This is a genomic window from Bombella intestini, assembly GCF_002003665.1.
Classification (GTDB): Bacteria; Pseudomonadota; Alphaproteobacteria; order Acetobacterales; family Acetobacteraceae; genus Bombella; species Bombella intestini.
Map to the genome: position 1 here is coordinate 110,673 of NZ_JATM01000003.1, position 16,761 is coordinate 127,433.

Here is a 16,761-nt window from a genome sequence, read left to right on the forward strand (position 1 = left end):
AAGAATAGCCTCAGTACACGATGCTTGATGAGGTGTGATTAGGATTGTCCCTCTCTTAGGCTGATCCCGGCAATAAAGGGGCAGCTTGGTAAGGCCAGTAGGAAAAATGCGGCCAAGAGGCTGATATTAGTCATGCTGGCTGGTCCTGCTGGGGAGACGCAGGCCAATGTACCAAAAATCAGGGTAGGGACCATCAGCGGCAGTGTCAGAACGGGGAGCAACAGGCTGTTGCGGCGTGCACCTAGCGTTATGGCCGCTGTCATGCCTCCTATGAGAGATAGGGTCAGGCTTCCTAGCGCGAGACTGGCCAGAAGGATTGGAAGAATTGGGGCTGGCAGCTGGAAGAATACCGCAAGTAGAGGGGTGGCCAGCAGAATGGGCAGTCCGGTGGTCATCCAATGTATGAGTATTTTTCCCAGAGCGATGAGAGCCGGATGTAAGGTGATCTGAAGCATATCCAGCGATCCATCCTCGGCATCGGCATTATAGAGCCGCTCTAGCGGGAGTAGGCAGGCCAATAGGGTGCAGACCCATAAAATGGCGGCACCAGTTTGCTGAAGTAACGTGGGAGACGGGCCGAGGGCGAGAGGGAACACTGTGCTGCACACGATGAGGAAGAGCAGCCCCGCTAGAGTTTCGGTACTGTTCCGGCAGGCAAGGTGCAGTTCCCGGCGGAGATGGTGCAGAAACGGATGATGCGTTTGCTCTTGTCGTCTGGAGCGTTGGTGCGGTCGTGATACGCCCGTTGCAGGTGTCAGGGTGAAGGTAAGAGGTGCTGGTGTACCAAGTGCAAGCTGGTGGTTGTCCGGCAGGGAGAGAGCAGTGTGGGAGGCTATGACGAGAGCACCACCGTAGGCACGATGCTCGGCAAGTATTGTCTCCAGTAAGGTAAGGCTGGCAGCGTCCAAAGCGTTGGCAGGCTCATCTAATAGCCATAAGTCTGCATTGGATAGAATCAGACGAGCGAGCGACACACGGCGTTTTTGCCCTAATGAAAGCAGGCGGGTGGGGCAGTCCAGAAGGTGCACTAAGGCCAAACGGTTCAGGACACTAAGGATGCTTTCCGTTTCGCAGGAAATGAAGAGGCGGAGGTTCTGTTCAACCGTCAGGGTGGGTTTTAGGGCATCGAGGGAACCTAGCCATGCGATGGTGCTTCTGCGGGTTACCGTACCTTTTGTTGGATGACAGAGCCCCGCTATCAGGCGGAGCAGGGATGATTTACCCGCCCCGTTGGGGCCGGTGAGGAGGAGGGCATCACCGGGGGACAGACTGAGCGAGAGGTCGGAAAATAGGCAGCGGCCCGCTCGTTCCAGCTGGATATGTTCCAGCTGGAGAAGAGGCGGTGGAGGGGGCGGTGCAAAAGGTGGGATAGGGGCCATGCGGATGTTTCATGTGGAGCCGTATGGCCCGAATGGATGTGAAGGGCCGACAGAAAATTATGTTCCGGCAGAAGGAAAATACAGAAATACAGAAAAGGATGTTTTGCTTAAAGGGCGGTTATGGTTAAGAAAGCGCATGGTGAATGACTACAGGGTGGTTGCCACGCTGTAGCGTGCGGGAGGGTGTTCGGAACTGACTGATTGGGTGCTGAAGGCGACCGGTATCGCCAAGTCCTTCGCTGGAAATGAGATTCTGCGGGGGATTTCTCTAGATGTGGAACGTGGGGAGCTGATTTCCATCATCGGGCCGTCTGGCTGTGGGAAGTCAACATTTCTGCGTTGTCTCAATTTTCTGGAACGTCCCGATGCCGGTGAAGTACGGGTGGAGGATGTAACTGTGTCCAGCACGGGCCATTGGCATCGTGCGGATGAGGTTCAGGCCCATCGCCTGCGAAGCCATGTGGGCATGGTCTTTCAGTCCTTCAATCTATTTCCGCATCGTACGGTGCTGGAAAATGTCATGCTGGCCCCCATGCAGGTTAAACGTATGAGCGAGGCGCAGGCGGAGCATATTGCCTGTGAGCTGTTGGAGAAGGTCGGCCTTGCTGCTGTAAAGAATCGTTATCCGGATAGACTGTCTGGTGGGCAGCAGCAGCGTGCGGCGATTGCCCGTGCCTTGGCGATGAAACCTTCCGTCATGCTGTATGATGAGCCGACCTCTGCTCTGGACCCAGAACTCTCCGAAGAGGTGTTGTCCGTCATGCGGGCACTGGATGGTGAAGGCATGACCCAGCTGGTCGTGACGCATGATATGCGCTTTGCAAGAGCGGCTTCAGATCGTGTGTTGTTCATGGAAGCTGGGCAGATTGTTGAGAGTGGCGACCCTGATGTGATGTTCGCCAACCCACGTGAGCCGGGAACACGGCGTTTCCTGCGGACACTCCTGTGACGAATGAGGGCATGGTGATGAAGCGTGTGATTTTTGCGCTGGTTCTGGCCCTATGTGGGTTCTGGGGAGCAACCAGTCTAGATGGTCCTGCTCTCGCAGAGGGTACGGCCCCTGCGGAGGTAAAGGCCCCTTCAGCGGCCCCTTTGCGGGTCCCCGGTGCTACGGATGATCGGGATTTTCCTTGGGCCTCCGATGGTGAAGCCAATGTGCCATACGTTTTTCATGACCCAGCGCATGAAGGGCGGATGACGGGGTTTGAATATGACCTGATGCAGGCCATAAGTGCCCGGATGGGGCGGCATGGGCGTTTCGTACAGAATGGTTGGGATGGATTGATCCCCGGCCTTTCTCGGGATCTGTACGCTCTGGTTATTGATGGCATCGAAATGACGCCAGAACATAAAGCCGCTGTGCTGTTCTCTCGGCCTTATTACGTGACGGTAGATCGGATCGTCTTGCGGAATGAGGAAAAGGGGCTGGATACGCTTGATGCTTTGAAGGGCCATGTGGTCGGGACCATCAAGAGTACGGCAGCCGAGCGTCTTTTATTGGATCATGACCCTGCCAATGTGCGGTCTTATGATGAAGAGACGAATCTGTTTTCTGACCTGAAAAACGGGCGTCTTGATGCGATCCTGATTGATGAACCCATCGCCCTTTATTACCGCTCTGATGATCTGAAGCTCGTTGGCCCGCCGATTGGTCGAGTGGCCTACGGGATTGCCTTCCCCAAGAACAATCCGGGCCTGCGTGATGCGGTGGATTCCGTGCTGGGTGACCTCATGAGTGACGGTACCCTGCATCAGATTCTAGCCCGCTGGAACCTCTGGACACCCCAGATGGCTGATTATACGGGGGATCAGACTTCTTCAAAAGTTCTACCAACCGCTTGGACGGATTACCGCCAGACGATGGAACGGATGTCCGGCAGCAGTGTGCAGGCGATGGTCCATCGGTATATCAGCTTCTTACCGCTGATCGGCAGCGGGGCGTTGATGACGCTGGGCGTGTCGGCTCTGGCGATGGTTCTGGCTGTGGCGATGGGGCTGGTTCTGGCTCTGGCCCGGGCTTATGGGATGGCACCGCTCCGCTGGTTGGCTGGACTATATGTCGAAATTGTACGAGGAACACCGTTGCTGATTCAGGTGCTCTTTATCTTTTACGGGCTGCCTGCTTTTGGTCTGCGTCTTTCGCCATTTACCGCCGGTGTGTTGTCCTTAGGGCTGAATTATGCCGCATATGAGGCCGAGAATTACCGGGCAGGTCTTCTGTCTGTTCCTCGTGGTCAGATGGAAGCAGCCATTGCGCTGAATATGACCCATATGCAGGCTCTTCGGCTGGTGATTGTCCCGCAGGCCTTCCGTACGGTTGTGCCTGTTATGACGAATGATTTCATTGCCCTGCTTAAGGACAGCTCCCTCGTTTCCGTTATCACGCTAACGGAACTGAGCCAGACCTATATCCGTCTGTCATCAACCTATTATGACTATATTGGCACGGGGTTGATGGTTGGTATGGCCTATCTTCTGGTCGGTTTGCCCTTCGTGCGCCTCGCCCGCATGGCGGAGAAGCGCATGGGCCGTGTAGTGGCCAAAGGGCATCATTAACGAAAGACTGGTTTAGGGAACCTGCGGGTCTGGAGTAATGGATAAGCCCTGTGATCGGTTTTCAAAACCGGATTGCAGGGCTTTCTGCCATTCTAGCGCCCAGCTGTGCATCTGGCTTAGGAACGTTCTGGCCTCAGGGTAAGGGGTTAGAGCCCTTTTTACCCATGCAGGAGGAGGGGCCAGTAATTGATGAGTCTGCTGGTCTAGCGGAGGAATGAGCGTGTCCATGAAGCCAACTTGCGCTTGTCCATCAGATGTTATGGTGACGTGCCGCCATTGGATTGCCAGAAACAGGGGAGGAATAGGAGTCACGCCAAGAGCCTGCAGACGGGCAATGGATTGATTGATGAGTGGGTTGGTACTGACATCATCGCCCTGTATCACGACAGTGCCAGAACCGATGCAATCTTCCCCAGCGGGGGTAACAGGCAAGCTGTGATTGAGGAAGTTACGGTCATCATGGCAGACACCGGTGGCATTGCCGATCCTGTCTGGCGGGATAGGCTGCTGCGTGGCCTGAGCGACGATGAGGCCCGTAATTGCCCCTTGATAGGTGCGGACAAGCGCAAGAAAAGAGAGTGGGGAATCGTTACTGATCTGGGCGGATAGAATGGGGTGCCATTCCCCTTTGGGGAGGGGGAATGTGTGGCCGCCTAGTACAACGTGATCCCGTACAATTTCGGACATGCTAGGATATTGCAGATTGAAGTGCGTCTGCTTAGTAGGCCCGTTCTCGGGACTGTCCTTATCGTCCGTAGGCGTATGAGGGGTTTTAGCATCGGGTAAGGCATGACCGGGAAGCCAAGGAGCCTGTGTCTTCAGCCATGGCGTTGGGAAGAAAGCAGCTAGTGCCAATCCCCCGATGCCGAGAATGAAGCAGAACCGCCAGAGCGGTGCCTGCTTCCACAAAGAGACAAAGGTACCAAAGAAGGTCTTCACAGGCTTGCCTTGTTCATACGATCTTGCGGCTCTTCACTTGTTTCAGCCCGGATGCGTCCTTCCCCTGCCATGACGAGATGAACATGGGTGCGCCCCTGCTGACGGGCCGTGATCAGGCTATCGCTGATCATATCCTCAATGGAGCGAAGAATATCCCGAGCACTGGCCATACTGCCTAATTTTTGCTGGCGTTGGAGGATCTCGAAGAGGAGGGCAGGGTCAATACCGCCTGCTTCAACATTCAGCCCATACCCACGGATCATCTGTTCTATTTCGAGAGCGGCCACACGGGCGAGGTCCAGCCCACGCAGAGCACGGAAGACAAAGATGCGGTCCAGCCTGTTCAGAACCTCAGGCGCAAAGCCAGCACGGCGGAGGGCTTCTGTCGATTCGGCTCTCATTTTCTCTGGCTCATCAGCCAGTCGGTCTGCAATGGCACTGAGAGCATCTGTTGCAATGTTGGAGGTTAGAACGAAAATGGCTCGTGTGGTTGGTACTAGCTCGTTGGTGGAAGCCTCCGTTACATGGCCGTCATTCCATGCCGTAAGGAACTTTTTGAAAACATCTGGATGGGCTTTTTCAATTTCATCCAGCAAAACGACAGCATCCGGATTTTCCTTGAGGCCACCCGTCAGCCGCCCAAACGTATCAGAGCCAACATAGCCTTTGGGAGAGCCAAAAAGCTGCGTGGCAGCATGAGGGCTAGACATCTGCGTCATATCAAAATGTAGCAGAGGGCGTTCCGTCTGACTGGCAATCTGTTTGGCTAGATAGGTCTTACCTGTACCGGGTGGCCCCGCTAGCAGAAAAACCCCGACAGGCCGGTCACGGTTCTGGAGAGCCAGACGGCGGCGCAACTGCTGGGCAATATCCTCACAAACCTGATCCTGCCCAATGACACGGGCGCGCAAGGCGGCGGCCAGTTCTTCAGCATTGATGGCACTTTCACGCTGTTGGCGGGCCAGCATTTCCTCCAGAGCAGTGCGGTTGGTCAGACGGCTGAGAACATCCATGAGAAGACTCTTTCTATGGCGTAGGCCCCGGCGGGCCAGACGGTCGGATGAGAGACAGTAGAACACCCCGGCAAGTGAGAGGGCAACACCGATGAGGCCAGCTGGGAGATAGCCGGGGCGGGCCCAGTTCACAGCTACAAGTAGCCAATGCAGCAGGGCCGTAGGGGATAGATTGACCATCAAGGCCAGTTGGACAGCCGCAAGGATGAGGAAGGCTGCCATCATCAGTGGCATCATGCGGGACAGCCAGGGGATCAGGGTTTTCATCATGGGCTCCTGCAATCCTGCCGGGTAAAGAAGGCCCTTTTTTCACTATCTGGCCGGGATGGGGTCAAGCCCTTTATCATAATCCTTACTGAACAATCATCGGAACAGCGAGGGAAGGGCTGGTTTGTGTAAGAGGTGGTAGAACCACAACGTTATTGAATATATTCAGCATAGCGATGGAAAGCGGCCCCAGTCTGGTAGGACCGGTACGGGTGAGCGTGACGATGCCTTCTTGTGCGATGGGGAGCAGAACTGTCTTAGCTTGTGGGCCAAGCACGACATATTGGCTGAATCCAGCCCCACTGACGACCACACTCTGCCCGGTGTGGCCAGAGGCATCAGCTAACAGCATAGCCGCCAGTCGGATCCGGTTGTCTTTCAGAGCAGCAAGAAGAGTGGTTTTCTGTTGGGTTGGAAAGTTGCTGCGGGCAATGGCTTGTGCCGCTTCATCCGGTGGCAGCATGGAAAGGGAAAGAGCCCCTTCAGTCATAGGAATAGCCTGTTCCGCTACTTTCGGCTGGAGTTGCGGTTTAGGTTGGGCCGTGTCCTGATGAGGGGCTGGCTGATTGTGTAATACCAGCAAGGTCCCACCAAGCCCGACTGCGGCTGCGATCATTGCCGCTGGGCGCCAGAGAGGCTGTTTCTGTGGGGCAGGGGCTGGTGAGGGCTGTTCCATGATGAATATTTCGCATCATTTTTTATCGTGGAACAAGGCGATAAAGATGAAGTTTTTCTCATCATCTGCCCCATAGGCCTCGTAAGGGAAGTGCTTGCATTGGGGGTAGCTCTGTCGTATCAGAGAAGTGTTTTCACTTTCCGTTCTTTTGGGGGGTGGCCCTGACGGGCCGCCTTTTTTGTTTTGGATCATTTTTCCACATCGCCGGATCAGTCCGGTCCGTCCGCCTCACTTCATGATGGTGAGAGCTCTCATGGCATCCGTCGTCTGAGCGGGCTGGAAGCGCGCATTGCGGACAGGATCGCTCCGACTCTGGCCGATATGGGCTATGAGCTGGTGCGTCTTTCCGTTCTCGGGCACGAGACACCGACTGTCCAGATCATGGCTGATCGGGCGGACGGGTCGCTTATCAGTGTTGAGGATTGCGAGCAGATCAGCCATGCCGTAGGCGCTGTTCTGGATGTGGATGACCCGATACCAGGTGCTTGGATGCTGGAGGTCTCGTCCGCCGGGATCGACCGCCCGTTAACCCGTGCGAAAGATTGGGAGCGTTTTGCTGGGCATTTGGCCAAGGTAGAGCTTGAAGTTCCGCTAGATGGTCGCAAACGCTTTGCCGGTATCGTCCTCGGGGAGCGGGATGGACTTGGCCTGCTTCGTCTGGATGACGGGCAGGAAGTTGCTCTGCCGCTGGATGACATGCGCAAGGCACGGCTGGTCCTGACGGATGAGCTGATTGAGGCAAGTGCTGCGCTGGCTGGCGTGGCGCAGGAAGAAGAGGCCGAGGCTGACGGCAAACCCCGCCGTGCGCCAAAGCTGAAACCCAAAAAGCCGGGGAAGAAAAACTGATGACCCGTCTTCTGCTGGTTGGAGGTCCGATCTGATGGACACATCTGTTACCCGTCCTGAGCTGCTTCTGGTTGCTGATGCGGTCTCGAGGGAAAAGAATATTGATCGTGAGCAGGTGCTCGAAGCCATGGAGCAGGCCATACAGAAGGCCGGCCGTGCAAAATACGGGCATGAGAAGGACATTCGTGCCACGATCGACCGCAAGACTGGCGAAGTTCGCCTGAGCCGTTGGACTGAAGTTGTCGCTGTGGCGGAAAATGAGGACACTCAGATTCCGCTGAAGATTGCCCGTAAGTTCAAGCCGGAGATTCAGGAAGGGGAGTTCATTGTTGACCCCCTGCCGCCGATCGACTTCGGGCGCATTGCTGCCCAGACAGCCAAGCAGGTGATCGTCCAGCGTGTGCGTGAATATGAGCGCAAACGTCAATATGACGAGTTCAAAGACCGTGTAGGCGAGATCATCAACGGGACGCTCAAGCAGACGGAATACGGCAACCTTATGGTAGAGCTGGGCGGTCATGCTGAAGGGCTGCTGCGCCGTGACGAGATGATCCCCCGTGAGGAGTTCCGCAACTCGGACCGCATCCGTGCCTATATCTACGATGTGCGGGATGAGCCTCGTGGTCCGCAGATTTTTCTCTCCCGTACCCATCCGGGCTTCTTGGCCAAGCTGTTTGCTCAGGAAGTGCCGGAAATCTATGACGGGATCATCGAGATCAAGGCCGTAGCCCGCGACCCTGGTTCTCGTGCCAAGATGGCTGTCGAGTCTCGTGATGCCTCCATCGATCCGGTCGGTGCCTGTGTGGGTATGCGTGGCTCCCGTGTGCAGGCTGTCGTTGCTGAGCTGCAGGGCGAGAAGATCGACATCATTCCTTGGAGCCCACAGGCCGCTACATTCGTGGTGAACGCTCTGGCACCTGCCGAAGTGACCAAGGTTGTGATGGATGAGGATGCTGGCCGTGTCGAGGTTGTGGTGCCAGATGAGCAGCTGTCTTTGGCCATTGGTCGCCGTGGGCAGAATGTCCGCCTTGCCAGCCAGCTGACTCGTTGGGATATCGACATCCTGACCGAAGCTGAAGAATCCGAACGTCGTCAGGAAGAGTTCCGCAAACGTACCGGCCAGTTCGTTAATGAGCTGGATGTTGATGACGTGATCGCTGGTCTGCTGGTGACTGAAGGTTATCACACCATTGAGGATTTGGCTTACGCTGATCCGGCAGAGTTGCACGATATCGAAGGCTTCGATGAGAGTGTGGCTGAAGAGCTGATGGCCCGTGCTAATAATTATCTGGCAGGCCGTGAGCGTGCGCTTGATGAGCGTCGTCGTGAACTGGGTGTGAGCGACGATCTGGTCAATCTGGGTGTTTTCTCTCTTCAGGTTCTGGTTGAGCTTGGCGAGAAGGGCATCAAGACGCTGGATGATCTGGCCGACCTGGCTGCTGATGAGCTGATCGAGATTCTGGGTGGTGATGAGCCGCTGGAGGAATCCGAGGCTAACGAGATTATCATGGCAGCTCGTGCACACTGGTTCGATGGTGGCGAGGGAGCTTCTGGTGAGGGAGACTCGGGTCACGACTGAGGATCATATCCCTGATGTAGATGATGGTCCGTCCGGGCGGGGGCGTCGTGCCCCTTCCCAGCGGCGGTGCCTAGTCAGCCGGACGCATGATGCCCCGTGTCATATGATACGGTTTGTCGTAGGGCCGGAGGGCAGTATTGTGGCGGACCTTGCCGCCCGTCTGCCTGGGCGTGGCATGTGGTTGAAGGCGGATAGGACCGTTCTGGAGGACGGACAGCTTGCACGGATTTTTTCCCGGGCAGCACGACAGAAGGTAAATGTGCCAGAGGGACTTTTGGAGTCTCTCAAGGATGGTTTGGCAAAGCGCCTTCTGGATGGTATCAGTCTGGGCCGACGCGCTGGTGAGGCGGTCTGTGGGTTCCAGAAGTGTCGGGAACGGATCGTTTCTGGCAGAGTCGGGGTTGTCATCTGTGCAGCAGGTGCGAGCCAGGATGAGGTGGCCCGTCTGCTGTCAGGCCAGCGAGAATTGCCGGTGGTCTGGGTGCCAAGGGCTGTTCTGGCAGCGTCTTTCGGGCGGGAACATGCGGTTTATGCCGTGATGGCCCCCGGTGCGCTGGCGGAGCGTCTGAAGGCAGAATATAAGAGATTTGCGGGGGTGGCCGAAGGTACGCTCCCGGGCCCTGATACGGTAGGGCAGTAAGGAACAGGCAGAAATTATGAGCGACGGCAACGAGCGCAACCAGAACGGAACTCCAAAGGGGACGACTCCTAAAGAAGGACAGAGCAAGGGCTCTGGTCGCCTGTCCCTGCGTCCGGCAGGACGTAAGGACGTAGGGCGGACTGTGGAGGCTGGCTCTGTGAGACAGAGCTTCAGTCATGGCCGTTCTAAGGAAGTCCGGGTCGAGGTGCGCAAGCCTAAGAGAAGTGGGGCTGCAGGTGGTCGTGGTGGCCGTGCAACGGCTGGTGTCCGCGGTTTGACAGCCTCCGAGCAGGAGAAGCGGCAGCGCGTTCTGGCAGAGGCCGCCGCCGAGGCTGCCCGCCGTGAGGCCGAAGAAGCAGCCCGCCAGGAAGCCGAGAAGATTCGCATCCGTTCTGCTGCCGAGGAAGAAGCGCGCAAGCAGGCTGAAGCTGAGAGCCGTCGTGCTCAGGAAGAAGAGGATGCTCGGACTCGGGCAGCTGAAGAGGAAGGCCGCAAGAAAGCTGAAGCTGCTGCCCGTCGGAAGGAAGCTGAGCAGCGTGTGCCGCCACCGCTGACAGGTTCCACCGCAGGTGGCGTGCAGCTTGCCGAGCCGACCAAGCGTCTGCGCCCGCTGGCAGAGCGTGCCATTATGCCGAGCCGTCCGCTGAATACGGCAGCATCATCCCGGGCATCGTCTGCCCGCTCCAGCGCTGGTAATAGTGCTGCTAGCGAGACGCTGCATTTGCGGGGGCGTGTTGGCGGTGCTGATGATGAGGGAGCCGCTCCTAGCCGTCGTGGCGGCGGTGGCGGTGCAGGTGGTGCCCGTCGTTCCTCTCCGCCGTCCCGTCGCCCGTCTTCCCGCCGTGGCGGTGGCGGAGGGCAGGATCGCCGCTCTGGTCGTATCGATGTTCGTGCCGCTATCGAAGGTGATGATGGCAAGACACGGTCGCTGGCTTCCGTCCGTCGTCAGCGTGACCGTGAACGCCGGCAGGCCGAACTGGAGCGTTTGCGCTCTGATCAGGTCCGGGTTGTGCGCGATGTGATCGTGCCGGAGACCATCACGGTGGGCGAGCTGGCCAACCGTATGGCTGCTCGTCAGGGTGAAGTCATCAAGATGCTGATGAAAATGGGCGTCATGGCGACTGCTGCCCAGAGCATTGATGGTGATACGGCAGAGCTGGTCGTGAGCGAGTTCGGTCATCGTATCAAGCGTGTGGCGGATAGCGACGTTGAGGTCGGCATCGAGGGTATCGAAGATAAGCCAGAAGACATGAAGCCCCGTCCGCCGGTTGTGACGGTGATGGGTCATGTTGACCACGGTAAGACCTCTCTGCTGGATGCTCTGCGTACAACAGATGTTGCTCATGGCGAGGCTGGCGGGATTACCCAGCACATCGGTGCCTATCAGGTGACTGTGGCTTCTGGCCAGCGGGTGACCTTCATTGATACACCGGGCCATGAGGCGTTTACCTCCATGCGTGCCCGTGGTGCCTCTGTGACGGATATCGTCATTCTGGTTGTGGCTGCTGATGATGGCGTCATGCCGCAGACGATTGAAGCCATCAAGCATGCCAAGGCTGCTAATGCGCCGATCATCGTGGCTATCAACAAGATGGATAAACCGGGTGCTAATCCGGACCGTGTCCGCAATGAACTGCTGAATCACGAAATCGTGGTAGAAAGCATGGGCGGCGACACGCAGGAAGTGGAAGTGTCCGCTCTCAAGCGTGATGGTCTCGACCGGTTGCTGGAAGCTATTCTGCTTCAGGCTGAGATTCTGGACCTGAAGGCAAATCCAAACCGGATTGCTGAAGGTGCCGTTATTGAGAGCCGTTTGGATCGTGGCCGTGGTTCCGTGGCGACTGTTTTGGTCCAGAAGGGAACGCTCAACCGGACAGATATCGTTGTGGCTGGGGCCCATTGGGGTCGCGTCCGTGCTCTGCTGGATGATCATGGTAAGCAGATCAAGAAGGCTGGTCCGTCTGTCCCAGTCGAGATTCTGGGTATGAGTGGTGTGCCGGATGCTGGTGCGCCGTTCGTGGTGGTCGAAAGCGAAAACCGTGCCCGTGAGATCAGCGAGTTCCGTCAGCGCAAGGCCCGTGAGAAGGCTACGGCCATGCAGGTTGCTGCTCGTGGAACGCTGGACCAGATGCTGGCTCGGATTCAGGCCGGTGAGCAGAAGGAAGTGGCTCTGATCGTTAAGGCTGACGTGCAGGGTTCTGCCGAAGCTATTCAGGCAACAGTGGAGAAGCTGTCCCATGAGGAGGTGGCTGTTCGTGTGCTGAATGCTAGTGTTGGTCAGATCACTGAAAGTGATGTGCAGCTTGCCAAGGCATCCAATGCCGTCATCATCGCCTTCAACGTGCGTGCTACCGTGCAGGCTCGTGAGCTGGCACAGCGTGATGGCGTGGATATCCGGTACTATTCCATCATCTATCAGGTCTCTGATGATGTGGAGAAACTGGTTAAAGGCCGGATTGCTCCGAAGCACCGCGAGAAGTTCCTTGGTTATGCAGAGGTCCGTCAGGTCTTCAATATTACCAAGGTGGGCAAGGTCGCTGGTTGTTACGTCACCGAGGGTGTCGTCAAGCGTGGCTGTGGCGTACGTCTGCTGCGTGAGAATGTCGTCATTCATGAGGGCGAGCTGAGCCAGTTGAAGCGCTTCAAGGATGATGTCCGTGAAGTGGCCCATAACTACGAGTGTGGTCTTTCCTTTGCCGGTTATAACGACCTGCGGGAAGGCGATGTTGTTGAATGCTATGAAATGGAAGAGATCCCGGCTTGAAGACACGGCCTTCCTTTGATCTCCTCGGACCGGCAGGCGAAAGCTCTGTCGGTCCGAGCACCCGTCAGCTTCGTGTAGCAGAAGAGGTTCGCCACGTTCTGGCAGAGCTTTTTGCCAGAACGGAATTTCGTGACCCGGAGCTGTATGGCGTTACCGTCACAGTGACAGAGGTACGCATCTCTCCAGACCTCCGTCATGCAACGGTGTTTGTTACCCGTCTGGGGCGTGACGACATAGAAGCTGTCCTGCCTGCATTGAAGCGTGTCGCTTCTTTCCTACGTAAGCGGCTTTCTTCTGCTTTGCGTCTGCGCACTGTGCCGGAGTTGCATTTTCAGCCTGATACATCGTTGGAACATGCGATGGAGGTGGAAACTATTCTTCGGTCGCCAGAGGTTCAGCGTGACCTACACCGTGATTCAGCTTCAGATGATGCGGATTAAGGCTGTCTGGGACGCTGATGGCACGTAAAAGAGGCAGAGACATCCACGGTTGGTTGATCCTCGATAAGCCCTTGGGCCCCAGTTCCACAACGATGGTGAATCGGCTTTTGCGTGCCTTTGATGGCCGCAAGGCTGGTCATGGTGGTACGCTGGACCCGTTGGCATCGGGTGTTCTGCCAATCGCTTTTGGTAAGGCCACAAGCACCATCCCCTATATCATGGACGCGACAAAGCGTTATCGCTTTACCTTGTCCTTTGGGGAAAGTCGGACCACGGATGATAGGGAGGGGGAGGTTCTCGCCACTTCCGATATACGCCCCTCTGATGAGGAAATCAGGGCGGTGTTGCCTGCTCTCTGTGGGGATGTCATGCAGGTGCCACCGGTGTTTTCGGCTCTCCGGGTTGGCGGGCAACGGGCTTATGACCTTGCCCGAGCTGGCCGTCCGCCGGACTTGCCACCTCGTCCTGCCCGAATCGATTCGATTACTCTAGTGGACCGTCCCGATGCCGATACGGCCGTATTTGACGTACAGTCCGGCAAGGGGGTTTATATGCGTTCCCTTGCACGGGATATCGCCCTAGCCTGTGGCACTGTGGGGCATATTTCTGTCCTAAGGCGGACGAAATGTGGGCCGTTTGATCTTTCCCATGCATATTCGGCAGAGCAGTTAGGGCTAGACAAACCGACCGAAACTAGAGACAAGGCATGTGCCCTTCCGGTTCCTCTGTTGGATGCGGCGACCGCGCTGGTCGACATCCCGGCGTTGGCCGTCACACAAGCAGAAGGAAAATCTCTGATCTGTGGGCAAGCTGTTATGCTGGCTCATCTTGAGGGGAACGTGCCTGATGGGGTGGAGGATGCTCCACTCTGGCGGGTTACGGTTGGGGGGCATGTTATCGGGCTGTGCCGGGCCGCTGAAGGGCGGTTGCGGGCAGTCAGAATGTTGGAAAACCATTTGTTTTTTGGAGAACAAGATGTCGATCACAGCTGAACGTCGCAGCCAGCTCATTGCCGAATACCGTCGTGCCGAAGGTGACACGGGCTCCCCGGAAGTGCAGGTTGCCCTGCTGACCGAGCGTATCGTGAACCTGACCGAGCACATGAAGAGCCACAAGAAGGACTTCCACTCCCGTCGTGGTCTGCTGATGCTGGTTGGCCGTCGTCGTGCCCTGCTGGACTACCTGAAGCGTAAGAGCGAAGAGCGCTACAAGACGCTGATCGAACGTCTCGGCCTGCGCCGCTGATATTCGACCACTTCCCGGGGGAGAGTTCTTCCCCGGGGTTTGGCCTTTGCTACGTTGCCAGTAAATGCTTGTGTCGGCGTTTCAGGCCACATGGTGTCATGACGTGTTTGATGCGTCATCCTCGCCATGCCGTCCGAAACGCTGTGTATAGTCTGGTATTGGCTGGGCCGTGATTATCTCTTCCGGAGGAAGACAGAATGTTTGATAATTATTTCCGTAAAGAAATTGAATGGGCCGGTCGTCCGCTGGTTATGGAAACCGGCAAGATTGCCCGTCAGGCTGATGGTGCGGTCGTGATCACCTATGGTGATACGGTCGTACTCTGCACAGCCGTTGGTGCTAAGACAGTGAAGCCGGGGCAGGATTTCTTCCCGCTAACCGTGAATTACCAGGAAAAAGCCTACGCTGCGGGTAAAATTCCCGGAGGCTTCTTCAAACGTGAAGGGCGCCCGTCCGAGCATGAGGTGCTGTCTTCCCGTCTGATCGATCGGCCGATCCGTCCGTTGTTCCCGGATAATTTCAAGAACGAAGTTCAGGTCGTTGCTACGGTCCTTAGCCACGATATGGAAAATGATCCGGCTTTGGTTGCTCTGATTGGCTGTTCTGCCGCTCTGACACTTTCCGGCATCCCGTTCTTCGGGCCAGTTGGTGCTGCTCGTATCGGTCGTATTGATGGTAAGTTTGTTGTCAATCCGACCCTTAGCGAGGTGAAGGAGAGCGCACTGGACCTCGTTGTGGCAGGTACATCTGAGGGTGTGCTGATGGTTGAGTCCGAGGCGCAGGAGCTCTCTGAGGATGAGATGCTCGAGGCTGTTATGCTTGGTCATACAGCTTTCCAGCCGGTGATTGATGCCATCATTGATTTGGCTGAGCATGCAGCCCGTGCACCGTGGGACCTGCCAGAAATCTCCAAGGAAGAAGTTGCTCTGCGCAAGCGTGTGGACAAGGTGGGCAATAAGCTGATTGCTGAAGCCTACAAGGAACGCCGCAAGCAGGCCCGTATGGAGAAAGTGGCCGAGGCTCGTGAAAAGATCGTGGCCACCCTTGAAGAAGAAGGCTTTGATGCCGAGCTGGCTAAGCCGATGATCAAGGATCTTGAGGCGCAGGTGGTCCGTGGTGCGATCCTGAAGACGGGTATCCGTATTGATGGTCGTGACACGAAGACGGTTCGTCCCATCATGGCGGAAGTCGGTGTTCTGCCTCGCTCTCATGGGTCTGCTCTCTTCACCCGTGGTGAGACACAGGCACTGGTCGTAGCAACGCTGGGAACAGGGCAGGACGAGCAGGTGATTGATGCGCTTGAAGGGGAATACCGTTCTCGCTTCATGCTGCATTACAACTTCCCGCCCTTCTCTGTTGGCGAGTGTGGCCGCATGGGCTCTCCGGGTCGCCGTGAGATCGGGCATGGTAAGCTGGCATGGCGTGCTATTAATCCGCTCCTGCCGTCTAAGGAAGAGTTCCCGTATACGCTGCGTGTCGTTTCCGAGATTACGGAAAGTAACGGCTCTTCTTCCATGGCTACAGTCTGCGGTACGTCCCTCTCTTTGATGGATGCCGGTGTGCCGATGCCACGCCCCGTGGCTGGTATTGCGATGGGCCTTATTAAGGAAGAGCGTGGTCATGCCGTGCTGACGGATATTCTCGGTGATGAAGATCACCTCGGGGATATGGATTTCAAGGTGGCTGGTACATCCGAGGGCGTGACAGCTCTTCAGATGGACATCAAGATCACTTCCATCACGCCGGAAATCATGAAGGTCGCTCTGGAGCAGGCCCGTGAAGGCCGTCTGCATATCCTTGGTGAGATGAGCAAGGCTCTGTCCGAGGGGCGGTCTGACGTTGCAGGTAATGCACCGAAGATCACAACCATGACCGTTCCTGTTGCGAAGATTCGTGATGTGATCGGCTCGGGTGGTAAAGTCATCCGTGAGATTTGTGAATATTCTGGCGCCAAAGTTGATATTGGTGATGATGGCGTTATCAAGATTGCGGCTGCCAATGACGAACAGGCTCAGAAGGCTATTAGCCGGATTGAGGGTATTGTTGCCGAGCCAGAGCTGGGACGCATTTATGAAGGTAAGGTCGTTAAAACGGCTGACTTCGGTGCGTTCGTGAATTTCCTTGGTCCCAAGGATGGCCTGGTGCATATCTCCGAGCTGACGGATGGGCGTGTGGCCAAGACGACCGATGTCGTTAAGCAGGGTGATGCCGTAAAGGTTAAAGTCATTGGCTTTGATGACCGTGGCAAGGTAAAACTCTCCATGCGTGTCGTGGACCAGGAAACTGGCGCTGATATCACGGAAAGCGTTGGCGCAAAGCCGGGCCGCTCCCGTCGTGATGCGGAGTAAGGATGTGTGGGGGGAGCCTCAGGCTCCCTTTGCATGAGTGAGTTTTGTGATTGAGTAGTGGGGACATCT

14 protein-coding genes and 1 pseudogene are annotated in these 16,761 nt (G+C 56.5%); 10 read left to right on the forward strand and 5 right to left on the reverse strand.

Annotated elements, in window-relative coordinates:
* Nucleotides 1–38 precede the first annotated feature (38 nt).
* Both ccmB and ccmA read right to left on the reverse strand, forming a co-directional pair.
* Nucleotides 39–686: a heme exporter protein CcmB gene (ccmB, locus tag AL01_RS05430; RefSeq protein ID WP_077396644.1), complete on the reverse strand. Its 648-nt coding sequence runs from the start codon at nucleotides 684–686 to the stop codon at nucleotides 39–41.
* A 114-nt stretch (nucleotides 687–800) separates the two neighbouring features.
* Nucleotides 801–1,379 (reverse strand): annotated as a pseudogene (gene ccmA / locus AL01_RS05435) (heme ABC exporter ATP-binding protein CcmA); the annotation flags it as partial.
* Nucleotides 1,380–1,584: 205 nt separating this feature from the next.
* Between ccmA and AL01_RS05440 the strand changes: the two are divergent.
* On the forward strand, nucleotides 1,585–2,328 hold the full coding sequence (locus AL01_RS05440) for an amino acid ABC transporter ATP-binding protein (RefSeq protein ID WP_077396454.1): 744 nt from the start codon (nucleotides 1,585–1,587) through the stop codon (nucleotides 2,326–2,328).
* A 17-nt stretch (nucleotides 2,329–2,345) separates the two neighbouring features.
* Nucleotides 2,346–3,935, forward strand: a complete 1,590-nt coding sequence (locus AL01_RS05445; protein WP_077396455.1) for an ABC transporter substrate-binding protein/permease — start codon at nucleotides 2,346–2,348, stop codon at nucleotides 3,933–3,935.
* 12 nt (nucleotides 3,936–3,947) lie between these two features.
* Here the strand turns inward: AL01_RS05445 and AL01_RS05450 are convergent, their stop codons facing one another.
* From AL01_RS05450 to AL01_RS05460, 3 genes are all read right to left on the reverse strand, one after another.
* Nucleotides 3,948–4,874, reverse strand: coding sequence for a hypothetical protein (locus tag AL01_RS05450; RefSeq protein WP_077396456.1), 927 nt, complete (start codon nucleotides 4,872–4,874; stop codon nucleotides 3,948–3,950).
* Nucleotides 4,871–6,154 (reverse strand): AAA family ATPase, encoded by a 1,284-nt coding sequence (locus AL01_RS05455; protein WP_077396645.1) that lies wholly within the window; start codon nucleotides 6,152–6,154, stop codon nucleotides 4,871–4,873. The genes AL01_RS05450 and AL01_RS05455 overlap by 4 nt, the downstream gene beginning before the upstream one ends.
* Before the next feature lie 85 nt (nucleotides 6,155–6,239).
* A complete protein-coding gene (locus AL01_RS05460; RefSeq protein ID WP_077396457.1) occupies nucleotides 6,240–6,830 on the reverse strand; it encodes a hypothetical protein in 591 nt (196 codons plus the stop codon).
* Between the two features lie 258 nt (nucleotides 6,831–7,088).
* On the opposite strand from AL01_RS05460, the gene rimP reads away from it, so the two are divergent.
* The 8 genes from rimP to pnp all read left to right on the forward strand — a co-directional run bounded on the left by rimP (nucleotide 7,089) and on the right by pnp (nucleotide 16,692).
* On the forward strand, nucleotides 7,089–7,676 hold the full coding sequence (rimP, locus tag AL01_RS05465) for a ribosome maturation factor RimP (RefSeq protein WP_077396646.1): 588 nt from the start codon (nucleotides 7,089–7,091) through the stop codon (nucleotides 7,674–7,676).
* 34 nt (nucleotides 7,677–7,710) lie between these two features.
* Entirely contained in the window at nucleotides 7,711–9,255 is a 1,545-nt protein-coding gene (nusA, locus tag AL01_RS05470; protein WP_077396458.1) for a transcription termination factor NusA, read from the forward strand.
* On the forward strand, nucleotides 9,230–9,895 hold the full coding sequence (locus tag AL01_RS05475) for a DUF448 domain-containing protein (RefSeq protein WP_241502720.1): 666 nt from the start codon (nucleotides 9,230–9,232) through the stop codon (nucleotides 9,893–9,895). The genes nusA and AL01_RS05475 overlap by 26 nt, the downstream gene beginning before the upstream one ends.
* 16 nt (nucleotides 9,896–9,911) lie before the next feature.
* The gene (gene infB, locus AL01_RS05480) at nucleotides 9,912–12,659 is read left to right on the forward strand and encodes a translation initiation factor IF-2 (protein ID WP_077396460.1); all 2,748 of its coding nucleotides are present in this window, start codon (nucleotides 9,912–9,914) and stop codon (nucleotides 12,657–12,659) included.
* Nucleotides 12,656–13,099 (forward strand): 30S ribosome-binding factor RbfA, encoded by a 444-nt coding sequence (rbfA, locus tag AL01_RS05485; protein WP_077396461.1) that lies wholly within the window; start codon nucleotides 12,656–12,658, stop codon nucleotides 13,097–13,099. Before infB ends, rbfA begins: the two co-directional genes overlap by 4 nt.
* Nucleotides 13,100–13,116: 17 nt before the next feature.
* Nucleotides 13,117–14,091: a tRNA pseudouridine(55) synthase TruB gene (gene truB, locus AL01_RS05490; RefSeq protein ID WP_077396462.1), complete on the forward strand. Its 975-nt coding sequence runs from the start codon at nucleotides 13,117–13,119 to the stop codon at nucleotides 14,089–14,091.
* Complete coding sequence (gene rpsO / locus AL01_RS05495; protein WP_077396463.1) at nucleotides 14,075–14,344, forward strand: 30S ribosomal protein S15; 270 nt, start codon at nucleotides 14,075–14,077, stop codon at nucleotides 14,342–14,344. The genes truB and rpsO overlap by 17 nt, the downstream gene beginning before the upstream one ends.
* Nucleotides 14,345–14,541: 197 nt before the next feature.
* Nucleotides 14,542–16,692 carry a polyribonucleotide nucleotidyltransferase gene (pnp, locus tag AL01_RS05500; protein ID WP_077396464.1) on the forward strand — a complete coding sequence of 717 codons (2,151 nt, stop codon included), beginning with the start codon at nucleotides 14,542–14,544 and terminating at the stop codon, nucleotides 16,690–16,692.
* Nucleotides 16,693–16,761 lie beyond the last annotated feature (69 nt).

What these genes read in the sequence shown, in the direction of transcription:
- nusA (WP_077396458.1), top strand. Translation starts at nt 7,711, where the DNA reads ATGGACACATCTGTTACCCGTCCTGAGCTGCTTCTGGTTGCTGATGCG.
- infB (WP_077396460.1), top strand. Translation starts at nt 9,912, where the DNA reads ATGAGCGACGGCAACGAGCGCAACCAGAACGGAACTCCAAAGGGGACG.
- truB (WP_077396462.1), top strand. Translation starts at nt 13,117, where the DNA reads ATGGCACGTAAAAGAGGCAGAGACATCCACGGTTGGTTGATCCTCGAT.
- AL01_RS05460 (WP_077396457.1), bottom strand. Translation starts at nt 6,830, where the DNA reads ATGGAACAGCCCTCACCAGCCCCTGCCCCACAGAAACAGCCTCTCTGG.
- AL01_RS05455 (WP_077396645.1), bottom strand. Translation starts at nt 6,154, where the DNA reads ATGAAAACCCTGATCCCCTGGCTGTCCCGCATGATGCCACTGATGATG.
- rpsO (WP_077396463.1), top strand. Translation starts at nt 14,075, where the DNA reads ATGTCGATCACAGCTGAACGTCGCAGCCAGCTCATTGCCGAATACCGT.
- pnp (WP_077396464.1), top strand. Translation starts at nt 14,542, where the DNA reads ATGTTTGATAATTATTTCCGTAAAGAAATTGAATGGGCCGGTCGTCCG.
- AL01_RS05445 (WP_077396455.1), top strand. Translation starts at nt 2,346, where the DNA reads ATGAAGCGTGTGATTTTTGCGCTGGTTCTGGCCCTATGTGGGTTCTGG.